Below are 14,092 nucleotides of genomic sequence, written 5' to 3' on the forward strand. Positions count from 1 at the left end.
CTTATTTTAAGCCTGTAATCACAGGGTATTTTCCAGTTCCGCTGCTTCCTGCTCACGGCCCTGGAGGCGGTATGCAGCAGCGAGGACCGGGATTATTTCATCCAATGGTAGTGCCTGCTTTTTGAGAAGTTTCTCACAGATACCAACGGCCCGTTTCGGTAATCCCGCTTTATTCATGTATGCTGCACTGAGAATCATTGCATTCTCTTCAGGGTACCCGACTGACACCGCCCGGTCAATCAGAGCAAGGCATCCCTTTACATCCCTATTCATCAGCCGCTCATATGCCCTGATGAGATGAACCCCGTCATGATTTTCTCCCTCCTCCATGAAATGACGCAGGGATACGATATCATCAAGCCGGCCGGATTTCAGGGCCATGTCAAAGATAATTTCGACATCCTCGAATAATACATGGTTACGGACATATCCCGATACCAACTCGAACGCCTCATCATACCGGCTTTCTGAAAGCAGTGATTCAAGTTCATGGTCTTCTTCCCAGCCTTCATCATCCTCATAGCTGTCATACCGCCAACCGGGCCTGAACTTATGAAAATCCGGGATTTTTCCCGGGACTATCCCCTCAGATATATGCAGGTCCGGGTTATCCTTGAGGATTACCCGGATAAGAGATGAGGCCTGCTCCTGGAACTCGGTCAGCATGATCCATTCAAGGGGTCCCAGGATCAGGTCATCACGGTGAAGAACAATACTCCTGATCTCGGCTAGGAGGTTGGAGTCTGGAATCCCTGCCACCATTCCCTGGATTAGCAACTGCCTGACGAGGTATTCCCTTGTACTATCACGGAGGTCCTCGAGGATCTCTTCAGCCCCTTGGCGAAGGATATCAGTAGTAAAGAGATGTATGGCAAGAAATTCCTATACTATTTTTGTAGCAGTTCCTGACATGAGAACCGCTATCCAGAGACCCGGAAGTACAGCCTCTCCCCCCTCATCACACATATAGGGAGTAAGGTATCCTTCCAGGAAATCGCCGTTATAGAGGTGGAGAGACCTGATAAGTGAGTACGCTTCCTCCTCCCTTCCGGGTATGATATTATCCCGGATAAGGAGACGGACCCCTTCAATCCGTTCCCGAAACGGATGATACGTAAGCAAAGAATAATCATCAGGATCCTGGACAAAAGCAACATCGGCACGGCTATCCCCAAGTTTCTCTTCCGAGCAGGGCAGCCCACCGCAAGGCCGCCTCCCCTTCATTTCCGATCCTTCCGGCAGCCAGAAATCCATATATTTTATCCTTGAGTGATTCTGAAGTCCCGGGCACGTATGAACGGAAAATTTCCTCTGAGGAGATGGTATCTCCAACCCGGCGGCAGTGATCTGCATACCGGAACCTGAAGATCGGATAATCCATGATACGGGAGTCATGTGAGATCAGGGAGATTGCAGCCTGATCATCATGGAGGGAAGTCAGCAGGGCTTCAAGTGAGAAGAATGCAGGATAAAAATCATCATCCTCTTCAATCAGGCCCCGTACATCTGTACAGATATCGGAGATTTTTTTTGATCCTGACTGGTCTCCGAGGAGATCAAAGCCATCTGATAAAACCCTGACATTATCCTTGTTACCAAAAAAGGAGTGCATATATCCAATGCAGATATTTCATGAATACTACTTATGCAATCCCTTGTGTCGGGATTGATTGGAAGAGGTTGTCCAGTGTGAAGAATCTCACTGGACAACCTCCCGGGAAGAACCCAATCATATGGCGGGTATTTATATCCCACCCTCTCAAAAACGATGATAACGCATGATCTCAGTCAATGGAGCAACTCTCCAGGAAATAGAGACTATGAGGATAACGTATCTCAGTTCTCTTCCTGAATTTCAGGATTTATATCTGGAACTACAGATCCCCTATGCTGATGTAGTGATTCTCTCTCATTGTGGGACCATTATCGGCTATGCGATCATGAAGGGGGGAGTGATGCTTGAATTTTTCGTAAAGGACACTTTCGGGTCTGATATTAATTTACATTTTCCAGAGATTGTCAAAACCTGCAATGTTGAAAGAATACTAGTTCAATCGTTTGATCAGGTATTGATGAAATGCTGCTCCCGGATGAACTCGTATCACGAGGTTGGTCTCATCTATCGTGATTTCACTCAAGTAACAATACTCAGGGATCCAGATATCTCGTTTCGGCTGGCAACCCTTCAGGATCTGTCGTTTCTTCAGATGCAGGAGGATGAGGTTTTTGAACCAAAAGATATGATCTCTACTGCAATCGAGAAGAGTGAGATCGTTCTTTGCCTGAGCGGGGAAATGATCCTCGGTTGTGGATTTATTACCCGGATTCACCCGAAATGGGCGTATTATGATGTCGGTGTCTGGGTAAGCCCCGAATTCAGATTGCATGGGTATGCAACCCGGATCTTATCCTGGTTAAAGGACACCTGTGTTAATAACTGCTGGATTCCGGTATGTGGCTGTGGAGTCGAGAATATTGGTTCGCAGCGGACAATTGAAAAGAACGGATTCATCAGTAATCACCGGCTCCTCTCTTTTAATGTCGGTCACCATGATAACCTGACCTCCCGAACGACGAGGACTTCCTCTACTGTCTCACCCTCTGAGTGACATCCCGGAAGAGCGGGGCAACTGATAAAAAAAATCGCCATCTTCGGTGTCTTCTTCGACGACGACTTTCAGATTCATACGGTCATAGTCAGGTGTTGAGATTTAATAGTTTCCGCTATATGGAAATGTGAAAGAGAAAAGAAATTACCTGGATGCTCTAGTCGATTTGTGATTACAATATTTTTCTATCAGTGCTAAAAAAAGAAGTCATTCGTATTGATTCATGGGTTCATAATGAAAGAGTTCAAAAGGGGATTTTATACAGGATTAACATTACAGTTAGCGATAGGGCCTGTATTTTTCTTTATCATTAATTTGACTCTACAAAAAACAATTTTTGATGGATTTGCAGGTGTTCTGGCCGTCACAGTTGTTGATTATTTTTTTATAATAATCTCAATTCTTGGAGTCGGTACATTACTCAAAGAAACTAAATTTAAAAGAGTTTTTGGGTATGTAAGCTCTGTTGTTTTGATACTATTCGGAAGTCTCATTTTAAAAGGAATATTATTCAGCACTGTTACAGTTTCAAAAATATCATCGGGAGCAGATATCCTGACAAGTTTTGTATCAGTGTTTTTGATTACAATTTCCAGTCCGATGACAATTATTTTTTTCACAAGTCTGTTTACTGCAAAGGTAGTTGAATACAACTACTCAAAAAAGGAGTTAATTTCTTTCGGATTCGGCACTGGCTTTGCGACTTTCATATTCATGGGATTATCTGTAATTATTTTTTCCTTTATTGGCAGTTTCGTTCCATTAATTATTATACAAATCCTCAATTGTGTTGTTGGTATGTTATTAATCGGGTATGGTATTCAGAGATTAGCCATAAACATAAAAGAATGAGACACCCGGTATGATCATAGATAACTTCGCGATCCTTTTCTTTTATGCATAGGTTACGAAACCCATCTGACATACCTGAAATAACTTTTTTGACATCTCCGGATGATAGTCGAATTACAATGGAGAAAATATTTCTAGATTATTCCCTTTTTGTATGATATGATTGTCTTTGATACACCGGGTCCCGAGAATACATCTGCTATTGTAGGTATTATCAAAAAAGAATCACACCGGTGTGATTACATCGTGGTTGCCTCAATTACCGGATCAAGTGCCTTACAGATCGCGGAAACATCGCCGGGAAGACCGATTATCTGTGTGACCTGTCCCCAGGGGATGTACTGGGAGGTGGATCAGATGAACCATGATCTGTTTGCAACAAATCCCGGACTCAGATCAATTCGTGATGAATGGATTCGGGATGGAAAGAAACGGATTCCCATGGAGATAACCGCTGATAATCAGAAAAAACTGGATGCACTACAGATCCCGGTTGTAAAGGGAACGATTCCCTTTTTTGGTCCAAGTTTTTCAATCCGGCTTCATCTACAGCAGGTAACATCCCTGGATATTATTGCCAAAACTCTGGAATTGATCTCACCCGGAACCCTGGTCTGCCTGGAAAGTGTTCTGATGGCTACCGATGCCGGGGTAATACCGGAAGGAGTCAGGGTGATGGCCTGTGCCGGCACCGAACGGGGACTGGATACCTGCTGGATTATCAGAAGTGCGGCTTCTGCAAACCTTTTCCATCCTGAACGTGGTGCACGGCTGATTGAACTTCTTGCAAAGCCGGGTGTCGCAGAAACACCTGATATCTCGATTGAATATCTCCGGTAAATGAAAAATTTGTGAATATTAAAACCGGTTTATTATCCATCAGTTTTGATTAGATATTCCTGTTGGACCGACCTGATCCGGGTTCCAGGAATCATTCTGAATAGAGGATGTATAGAGGATCATTTGGGACAAACTCTTCTATCCGGATGAATATGTGTGAACTCTATTGAGGATCTTCTCATCTTTTCTTGAGGGTTGGTTCACCTATATGACAGTATTAAATCAAGGGACGAGAAATAAGGATACTACCTGCCTGAATCATTATTGTTCTGGATACATTATGACAGATATTGTCCTGGTGCACGGGGGAAATATGTCTACCCGGACATGGAACCTTCTCACAACCGGAGATCCGGTTGTTACCGAAGATGGGAGACTGGGAGCCCGGTACTGGGAAGGAACGATTGCTGCACTCTCAAAAGAGCATCACCGGGTCTTTGCACCCTCTCTCACTGACGAACTAGTCGGAAGTCTGAAAGGACACATTGAAGAAGTAATCGCTGTTATCAGTGAAAACAACCTGCACCATGTCATGCTTGTCGGGCATAGTTATGGTGGAATGGTGATCACCGGGGTGGCTGCAGCGATGGTGGATAATATCAGTCATCTTGTGTACCTGGACGCAGCAGTTCCCGATCCCGGTGATTCTCTGTATTCACTTCTGAAACAGGGGCTCCGATCATCTGGAGAGCAGGTTCTCATCCCGGACCCGGCACCTCCATACGTGGAGACCCTGGATTTTGATCCACAGATTATCCGGTCAATTCCAAAGACCTATATTTTCTGTACAAAAAGTGAATATCTGGCCGTAACAGGTATCGCCAGAAAAAAGATCGAGGCCAGTCCGGATAGCTGGGAGTTTGTGGAGTTATTGTCATCACACGTTCCCATGGCTGATAAGCCTGATGAGATATACCGCCTGTTAATCGGGATAGCGTCCGGGATTGATGTTTGAAACTAGCTAAAAACCCCAATTGTGAGATTCTAGTATAAATATTCTCTATAAACACCGTTATGAGAATTTGGGGTTTTTACTATTCTCATAAATAAAAAAGAACAAAATTTGATAATCTATGAGTGTAGATAATTTTTCGAGATGTATGCATGTTTAATAAACTAATATACTTTGATGAAGGATCTGCTATAGATTATCTTTACATAAAACATGGTGGTCAAATAAATCATTTAAAAGAAAAAAAAGAAGAAACTGATGAAAAAACTGTATTAGATGCCCAAGGTCAAATGGGTTTTGGAACAGGGATTTTATCGAACTTAATGCCCTTTTTGAAAGCAAATCTTGAGGTAAAAGGGGGTGTTGAATATAATAAAATTGGGGAATCAATAATTAGAACATTTGTTACCAACACTATTTTATCTGACTTTACTAATGAACCCGATCTGGAAAATTCATTTATCAAACTAGAAGGATACAAGTTGAAGGCTTATCCCAATTCATTTTCTTATATTAAAATGTATTCTCCTTACTTTAGTATGTTTAAAATTGAAACATTAAACGATATGCCGATAATTTTCCAAAAAATTGATGAGGCTTTAGAAAAAGGTAGGGGATATTATGAATTAATAGCAGAAGATTCTGAAGGTACAAAGATACTTAAATTTAATTTAAAAGCATTTAGAAATAATTATTCTCTCGTTGATTTGACTAAAATGGATTTAACATACTTTGCAGTGAAAGTGGGAAAGATGAATGTTCATGATTTAGATCCTAAGAATGAATTTAATGTTACCCCTAATTTTGGAAGTAATGATATTGCTGATATTATTCATGAAGAAGATAATATTGGATTGGATTCAACATCAGATAACAATTTGTTAGATGTATATGATGTAATATTGGCAGGAATCCAACAATAATGGAAAAAATTGTTTTATATTACGGTCCTAATATCGGATTTAAGAAGTACATTCAAGAAGAAACTGATGAATCTGACATTACAACTACCCTCTCATCAGTAGTTAGAAAAATCGATGAATTTAAAAATATTTTCAAATTTATCTCTGAAAATCCTGACGAATCAAAAATCCAAGATATTCAACTTATTAGAGTTGGTAATCTAATTTCTTCTTCAGATGAATATGCTGGTATTCAAGAGCATGCAATTTTAAATTTTGAGATTTTACTTTCTAAACTTGAAATAAAAAACATATATTTTCAAAATCCTCCAAAGCACATATCAGATATATTTAATGCAAGTTATCCCGATATTACAGAGATTGAAAAATATTGCTATGTACCGATCGATGAACGAAAAATATATACTATACACGAAAATTTTGATAAGAGGATTATTGGTCAACCAAAGGCAAAAAAATCATTACTAAGATCATTAGTTCGCCTTACTTATCAAAAAAATAAAAAACCACTTGTAATCCTTTTTTATGGCCCCTCTGGTGTTGGAAAAACAGAAACCGCAAAATATTTAGCAGAAATATTAGGTGGACAATTATTTAGAAAACAATTTTCAATGTTTCAAAATAATGATTATATATATTATTTATTTGGAGGAGAGCATTCTAAAAATAGTTTTGCGAAAGAAATTCTTGAAAGAGAAGCGAATGTTCTCCTATTAGATGAATTCGACAAAGTAAATCCATTATTTCACAGTGCTTTTTATCAATTGTTTGATGAAGGGATATTTGAAGATCAAAATTACAAAGTTAATGTCGGAGATGCAGTTATTATCTGTACGTCAAATTATTTAGATGAGGATGAAATAAAAAAACAATTGGGGGACCCAATTTATTCACGAATAGAAGCCTGTATAAAATTTGATTCATTATCAACTGACAGTTTAAAAGGAATTATTGAACAGGAAATAGAGTTTGAGTGGAAAAAATTGCGCCAGGTAGATAAAAAGAAAATTGATAAAAATGAGGTGAAAAGCCACTTTTGTAATCATTTATCTAAATTTTCTAATGTACGAATAATTAAAAGTTCAATTAATTTAGCCATTTCAGAAAAAATATTAGAACGAATAATTGAAAGAAAAGGTAAATAATAATATCATCCTCCACTTCCAACCTTAACTTTCTTCATATATCCACCCGGAATCGATTCATCTAATTTCCACACAATACTCATTGGCCTACTCCCTGAATACCTTTCATATTTCGCAGTTCCTAAACAAAGAAACGGTTGAGAAACATTCTGAATCTTATTAAATTCTCTCACAAAGAGCAATACTCGACTCCCTTTCTCCTGGTGATGAATATATCTCTGACCAGTTGGAGAGGATTCTGATGTGGTACTCTGGGATTGCCAATGAAACAGAGTATCATTGATGGCATAATCGTGATACATCGTTGTCGATGAGAAGAATTTATCACTCTTATTCAACGTAATAAAGAACACATCGAGTTTCTTATCTTCAAAATAAACAACTCCTTCTCGTTTTCCTTTAGTACTCCAATGATCAGGAGAATAATGTCCAAGTCCAGCGAAAATCTGATCCCGTGAGTAGTACCCATGAAGTGAGAGTCCACAATCAAATCCTAAATCTAGCGGTTTCTCAACATACTGAATCGTATCCTCCAGATAATCCAATATTGAGAGAACTTCTGAAACCATCCATTCACGCCTGAATAGTTCTTCAAATCCAGACATAAGAGAAGAATATCTCATCTCCTGAAGAGGCTTGGAATAAACCGAGTAATAGAGCATATTCAGATGAGATTGATATCCGATTTTTCTTCCCTCGACAAAATTAATATCCTTTTCCTGAAGAATCTGTCTGATAAAAAGAATAAATGAAACTGAATTGATATGACCGATTTTTCGGGCAATTGACATCATCCATCTCTCCTCTTCCGGACTAATTCGCTCACAAAGACCTGCTTCAGCACACAATCCTCGAAAACTAGATTTACTAAATAGTGCTTGTAAATCCAACCCATAATGCTCAAGAAATATCTTTAATGAAAGTGGCTTTCCGGTTTCTTCTTCAAACCGGGATATCTTTTCGACTAGGACATTTCTTCGGAGAAGTGAACGTTCAATATGTGAGAGGACGGTTTCGCGTGCAACCTTCTCAAGAGTAATGAAACAACCACGAGGAAGAAGATATACTCCGTTCTCGACCTGTTCTGATATAGGGGTGGTTCCTTCAGCGGTCAATGCCTTGAACTTGGTATCAAATCGGTAATTCGTATGCTGCCGACCAACAAAATCCAGAACCGTGAGACATTCCTTTCCTTCACAAATTCGAAGGCCTCTTCCGAGCTGTTGAAGAAAAATGGTCATACTTTCGGTTGGTCTGAGAAAGAGAACAGTATTCACTTCCGGAATATCAACCCCTTCATTGTAGAGATCAACGACAAAAATAAACCGAATCTCCCCATTCACGAGTTGTGATTGAATTGAATTCCTGGTTTTCTGATCACTTTCCCCGGTGAGGTACCCAGAAGGGATACCAATCTCATTAAAAGTATTACACATGAAGACGGCATGGTCAATACTGACACAGAATCCAAGACCAATTACTGTGTTGATATCTGTTACATATCGATTAAGGGACGTTGCGATATGTTCTGCCCTCTGGAGATTTCCTGTGTATCGCTTCGATAATGTCTGTTTATCGTATCCTCCCTGTGACCAACTTACATCTTCAAGATTAACAGTATCTGTTATCCCAAAATAATGAAAGGGAGCGAGAAGATTTCTATCAATCGCTTCGGGAAGACGGATTTCTGCGGCTATCTTTCCATCAAAGTAAGCAAGAATATCAAGCTCATCCATTCTCTCCGGTGTCGCCGTCAATCCAACAAGAATCTTTGGATGGTAATATTGCAAAAGGGTTTGATACGAGGCTGCAGCCGCATGATGAAACTCATCAACAATGATATAATCGTAATAATCAGAAGAAGTTAGGGTATTGAATTTCGTGCTATTGAATGTCTGAATCGAGATAAAGCAATGATCAATATGTGGTGGAATTATTCCCCGAATACAGAGATCACCAAAGTTTGGATCCCGCATGATCACCCGAAACCGACTGAGGCTCTGCTTTAATATCTCCTCCCGATGAGCAACAAAGAGAAGGCGGGCATGTGGATTTCCATTCCGAACGAAATTTCGAAAGTCAAATGCCGATATGATTGTCTTTCCTGTCCCTGTTGCCGCAACAATCAGATTACGATATCGACCATGAACCTCTCGCTCTACAATCAGTCGTTCTAATATCTCCTTCTGATAGAAATATGGAACAATATCAAACAGAATTGGAAGGTCATCATCTCCAGATTTTCCTTTTTGTCGATTCAATGCCTCCTGTAAGATAGACTTGTCATTTTCTTTATAGGGAACGAATTCCGGATTATCCCAATAACTCTCAAATGAGATACATATCTTTTGGAGAATGTCTCCTGCATCCTTTTCTGTAAGTTTCACATTCCACTCAAGACCACTAGTTATTGCAGGATTTGAAAGATTTGAAGAGCCAACATAAGCGGACGAAAACCCAGATTTACGATAGAAATAGTATGCCTTCGCATGTAATCTGGTCCGCTCAGTGTCATAGGAGATACGAACCTCTGTATTTGGGAGGGTTGAAAGGAATTCAATAGCCTTGAGATCAGTTGCCCCAATATACGAGGTGGTGATGACCCGAAGATGTCCATGGTTGCAGAAATTGGAGAGTTCATCCATCAACAATCTGATGCCGCTCCATTTGATGAACGAAACAAGCATATCGATCCGATCTGCAGATCCGATCTCTGCTTTCAGCTCCTGAAGTAAACTGGGTTCATTATGTGATCCAGTAAAGAGGCTACTTTGAGAGAGGGAGGATTTTGGACGAAGAAATGAAGATGACCTTCTTTCATCTCCTCTTCTATCCGTTACCGATAGGAGAATTTCTCCTTCAGGAGATATCTGGCATTTATTCAGAGATGCTTCGCCAGTCCAGATCGATAACAGATTGATGATCTCATTACAACGATCTATCTGATCTTTTACCGGCTGGTTTTTTTCTTCTAATACAGTGAGGGATTTTTTGAGCACAGGAGTAAGGTAATGAGAAAGGAGAGAGGGAATATCTTCAGATTCATGAATGGAGATGGCATCGTATTGTTGATCAGTACTTTTTAGGTTCTGCAAATACTGATTAATGACCTGCTCATAAAGGCCTTGAGGCAATCTTTTCATGGTTTGATGGAGATTTGATGGATAAATTAACTAATTATTCGAAAATCAGTCTCATTTCTAGAAATGATAATATCCACCTGTAATAATGAGATGATGCTGTTGAGGGTATTATGGATTTTTAAATGAACCGGGAATTTTAAACTCCTCAAAAGCGGTCCAGATACTAACCATGAATTGATCCAATAAAAAAAGGAGTAATTTATCCTTTCTGATAATCGTACTCCACAGTCCCGGGAAGAAGTGTTAAATCACTGACAAAATGTACTCCTGATACAACTTTTTTCACCGGGAGATCAGCAACCGGTGCCAGGGCATGCCTGAAAAGCTCAAGATCTGTCGGACCGGTCCAGGCACCGTGGACCGTAACATTACCTAGATGATACTTTACTAATTGGTGGATCTTCGGGCTGCCATCCACATCAGGAATGACTTTTATCAGGTAATTTGGAGTATCTTCAAGATATTTTTTGATATCATCGGTGGGCAGAGCCTGCCATTTGTATCCCATCGTACCCCTGGCAACTTCGAGTTCTCCATAAAAGAGCCTTCCAACGAGGGTGTCTCTGCTTACCGGATCAACTCCCAGTGAAGGACGACCTAATTTTTTGGGAAATCCCCATATTTCCCTTCCTGCTAGAATGGCAGGTTCATTATCCAGGTACATGGAGAGAACAAAGAGCCCACGGGTTCCGTTGAATTCAACCGGGATAACCTGTCCTGATTCGGTATAATCGCCAAGCCCAGATGAGTCCGGCATTCTGATGAACTCATACTTCACTACCGGCTCTGTCACCTTCAGGGGATATGGGACTACTTTTTCCAGGGCAGCAGGATCTGTCTCATACGTAATAATGAAATATTCCCGGTTATTGAACTGGTTCGGGGGGGCAGGATATGCAGGACTGTTGATTGGCATGCCCAGTGTTTTATTATCGATCTTTTGTTCTACAGAAGCAACAGTTGTGGTTGTGAGCTGAAGCAGTATCAGAATCAACGACCCGGCGAGGAATATCTGCATGACTGGATCCATACCCCTCTATGTGCTCATGTGATAGATGAAAGTATTGGGTGGATTCCTGGTATTTTTGTGCGTACGGTGAATGATACAGGAAGGTGAAATTGTAGTATTCTTTGGTGTAAAACATGAACTCTTTCAGGCATGTTTCACGTAGGGTCTTTATCCTTCTTTCATGAAAGGACAGAACCTGTTCCCACAACCCGGACATAGAAATCGTGTACTGGTCACTGCTGCTAGAGCTAAGCACACCAGGAAGATGAACATCAGAACTGGTGATGCGAACAATGAAGGGATGGGAGGCAGGAATAGTATGGCAAAAAGAAACCCGGAGATGACGAGATTTCCGGTAGTATATGGTCTAGGAGCTACTTTCCACAATTGTGCGAAATATCCGGGGAGGATGTGAACACAGGTGCCTTTGATTGGGCATAATGCACAAAAAAACCGGGTAATAAATATTCCTGCGATAACTGCCAGAAGGAGATACCCACCTGCCATGTATTGTGATCGTAAAGCGATGGCATAAAACCCGTCTAGTACGGCAGCAACTCCGAGAATCAGGCCAATAACTCCAAATGTTGTCTTATTCATACTAGAATTAAGCCATCAGATTAAAAAAATGATCCCTTTGAATCCCGGTTTTGAGCCGTGAAACCGATGATCATCAAAGGATGGTTCTGAATATTCTCCTCAGTATGACACGAATTCAGCCTGAGATATCGTAACTGGCCTAATCAGAGTATCATCTATCCAAGTTTCCCGGATAATGGTTCATTACCTGGAGTTCTCTGATTGATGGATGATATCTGGTTTGTTCTAGGATAGAAGGAACGATTGTCCGATTTGAATAATATTTTTTCTGGGATATGTACTTGGTATGATACAGTTTTTGGAACGACTGATAAGACGTATATACTCTCCTCCCTAACGAAAGGTCGTCTCTGATATGTGAGAAACATTTTCTTATTATATTGAAAATGTATCCCAGGAAATTATTTCGGGATTGCAGGACATCGATAATCAAATCGTATCAAATTTAGAGGGGGAAACACATGAAATCAGTTCATAAATTCTACATCCCATTTTTCGTCATTATCCTGTGTGCTTTTGTGGTAACTCTGGTTACTGCTGATGGGTACGGAGTACTTGATTCAGGAACAGCCGGATCTGCAAATGTCATGAGTTCGTCATCAGGGGTTGGAGAAAATGTGATGAATACCTTACCTTCTGTAGGCGAATCGGGAAATGTTATAAACCCGTCTTCGGTAAATCTGAAGAATAGTACTATCCTCAATACCTTACCTTCAGTCGATAACAATGGGGATGTAATAAATCCATCAACTGATGGTCTGGCAAATGTCATGAATTCGTTACCATCTGAAAAAAAAGCAGACCCTGGATCAAACGATCTGAAGGTATACTATCTGAATACGAGTCATGGCGATGCAACATTGCTTGAATCCTCAGGTCATTTTATGATCATCGATGCCGGTGACACCCGGGACTCTTCTGCAGTTATTAATTATCTGGATACCACTGGTGTCAAAACGCTTGATTATGCCATTGCCACCAATCTTGATGAAAGCGCTATCGGTGGAATGACAAATATTATGGAAAAATTCCCGGTTTCGATATTCAGCGGTCCAAGCAATTCTTTTTCATCCCCTACGTATGACGAGATCAAAACGATGATAGACGAAAAGGGAGTTGGCTTTGAACAGGCTGCTTCAGGTGTCAGTCTTCCCTTTGGAGATACATCTGTTCAATTCATAAGCACTTCGACTTCAGAAATAAATGCTTCTGATAATGCCTTATCTGTTTTAGTGAAAACCGGTAGTGTGACATTCCTCTTTACCGGAAATCAAAATCTTGGTCTGTCACCAGCAACTTTCTGGGCTGTTCCCAATAAGGATGTTCAGGGTTCTCTTGCATCATTATCTGAGATCGCTCCGGAGGTTCTGGTTATCAATCCAGGAGATTCAGGAATTAATAATACAACTCTGGATACTCTCAAAAAATTGAAGATTGATCCTTTGCTGACCAATGTCGATGGGAATATTGTTGTTACATCAGATGGCAATGAGTATCAGATCAGTACCGGTTCGGGAAAAAGCTTCAAAAAACCGGTTCCCGAAGGTACCCCTACATATCAGGCGTCACCGGTGACGAATGTAACCTCTTCTGATGCTCATTTACTAAACGGAGTAGCAACGAATTCCGTGATATGAGGAGCATACCGATTCACCTTTTTTTGTCATCCCCCTGATGAATTCAGATAACATTTCGTAAAATTATCCTAATCATCCAAAGTGAACTGTCTTCGTACTACCGATTACCCTCGGAGACAATGGCGGTTGAACTGGGTTAGTCGGTCCATTCTGGTCTGGTTTTTTCTTTGATCTCGGAGAGGAGGTAACGGATGATTCCATGAATGGGAAAGGCGACGAGGTCCGGTCCTTCTGAAGGCTTGCGAACCGCTGGAAAAGGACTTTGGGGATGGTAGTTTCCTGGTTAATATTGTGATATTTTTTTTATTGACCTTTGTACCCTGACTTTGCCACTTTGACTTTCAAGTCTCAATGAGCTCATCCACTAACACGATCAAATTTG

At 40.6% G+C, this 14,092-nt stretch carries 13 protein-coding genes; 7 read left to right on the forward strand and 6 right to left on the reverse strand.

All coding sequences use genetic code 11. The annotated features are described in order from the left end of the window. Window positions 1-18: 18 nt before the first annotated feature. The 3 genes from DK846_RS14685 to DK846_RS14695 form a co-directional block, all read right to left on the reverse strand. Window positions 19-762, reverse strand: a complete 744-nt coding sequence (locus DK846_RS14685; RefSeq protein WP_109969747.1) for a hypothetical protein — start codon at window positions 760-762, stop codon at window positions 19-21. Between the two features lie 120 nt (window positions 763-882). Then, window positions 883-1,224 (reverse strand): hypothetical protein, encoded by a 342-nt coding sequence (locus tag DK846_RS14690; RefSeq protein WP_146201242.1) that lies wholly within the window; start codon window positions 1,222-1,224, stop codon window positions 883-885. Then, a complete protein-coding gene (locus DK846_RS14695; protein ID WP_109969749.1) occupies window positions 1,166-1,612 on the reverse strand; it encodes a hypothetical protein in 447 nt (148 codons plus the stop codon). Before DK846_RS14695 ends, DK846_RS14690 begins: the two co-directional genes overlap by 59 nt. A gap of 166 nt (window positions 1,613-1,778) precedes the next feature. Between DK846_RS14695 and DK846_RS14700 the strand changes: the two genes are divergently transcribed. The 6 genes from DK846_RS14700 (at window position 1,779) to DK846_RS14725 (ending at window position 7,321) form a co-directional block, all read left to right on the forward strand. Continuing rightward, window positions 1,779-2,609, forward strand: coding sequence for a GNAT family N-acetyltransferase (locus DK846_RS14700; RefSeq protein WP_109969750.1), 831 nt, complete (start codon window positions 1,779-1,781; stop codon window positions 2,607-2,609). Between the two features lie 234 nt (window positions 2,610-2,843). Further along, entirely contained in the window at window positions 2,844-3,461 is a 618-nt protein-coding gene (locus DK846_RS14705) for a LysE family transporter (RefSeq protein WP_109969751.1), read from the forward strand. 159 nt (window positions 3,462-3,620) lie between these two features. Further along, window positions 3,621-4,301, forward strand: coding sequence for a pyruvate kinase alpha/beta domain-containing protein (locus DK846_RS14710; protein ID WP_109969752.1), 681 nt, complete (start codon window positions 3,621-3,623; stop codon window positions 4,299-4,301). A 280-nt stretch (window positions 4,302-4,581) separates the two neighbouring features. After that, complete coding sequence (locus DK846_RS14715; RefSeq protein WP_109969753.1) at window positions 4,582-5,256, forward strand: alpha/beta fold hydrolase; 675 nt, start codon at window positions 4,582-4,584, stop codon at window positions 5,254-5,256. 149 nt (window positions 5,257-5,405) lie between these two features. Further along, a complete protein-coding gene (locus DK846_RS14720) occupies window positions 5,406-6,176 on the forward strand; it encodes a DUF6414 family protein (protein ID WP_109969754.1) in 771 nt (256 codons plus the stop codon). Further along, the gene (locus tag DK846_RS14725; protein WP_109969755.1) at window positions 6,176-7,321 is read left to right on the forward strand and encodes an AAA family ATPase; all 1,146 of its coding nucleotides are present in this window, start codon (window positions 6,176-6,178) and stop codon (window positions 7,319-7,321) included. The genes DK846_RS14720 and DK846_RS14725 overlap by 1 nt, the downstream gene beginning before the upstream one ends. A gap of 5 nt (window positions 7,322-7,326) precedes the next feature. On the opposite strand, the gene DK846_RS14730 is transcribed toward DK846_RS14725, so the two are convergent. From DK846_RS14730 to DK846_RS14740, 3 genes are all read right to left on the reverse strand, one after another. Further along, window positions 7,327-10,416 (reverse strand): DEAD/DEAH box helicase, encoded by a 3,090-nt coding sequence (locus tag DK846_RS14730; protein WP_245926571.1) that lies wholly within the window; start codon window positions 10,414-10,416, stop codon window positions 7,327-7,329. A gap of 247 nt (window positions 10,417-10,663) precedes the next feature. After that, entirely contained in the window at window positions 10,664-11,482 is an 819-nt protein-coding gene (locus DK846_RS14735) for an acetoacetate decarboxylase (protein WP_109969769.1), read from the reverse strand. Window positions 11,483-11,641: 159 nt separating this feature from the next. Further along, a complete protein-coding gene (locus DK846_RS14740; protein WP_109969757.1) occupies window positions 11,642-12,073 on the reverse strand; it encodes a hypothetical protein in 432 nt (143 codons plus the stop codon). A 461-nt stretch (window positions 12,074-12,534) separates the two neighbouring features. Between DK846_RS14740 and DK846_RS14745 the strand changes: the two genes are divergently transcribed. Beyond that, window positions 12,535-13,710 (forward strand): ComEC/Rec2 family competence protein, encoded by a 1,176-nt coding sequence (locus DK846_RS14745; protein ID WP_109969758.1) that lies wholly within the window; start codon window positions 12,535-12,537, stop codon window positions 13,708-13,710. The last annotated feature ends 382 nt before the right edge of the window (window positions 13,711-14,092 follow it).

It is taken from the genome of Methanospirillum lacunae (assembly GCF_003173355.1).
Lineage (GTDB): Archaea > Halobacteriota > Methanomicrobia > Methanomicrobiales > Methanospirillaceae > Methanospirillum > Methanospirillum lacunae.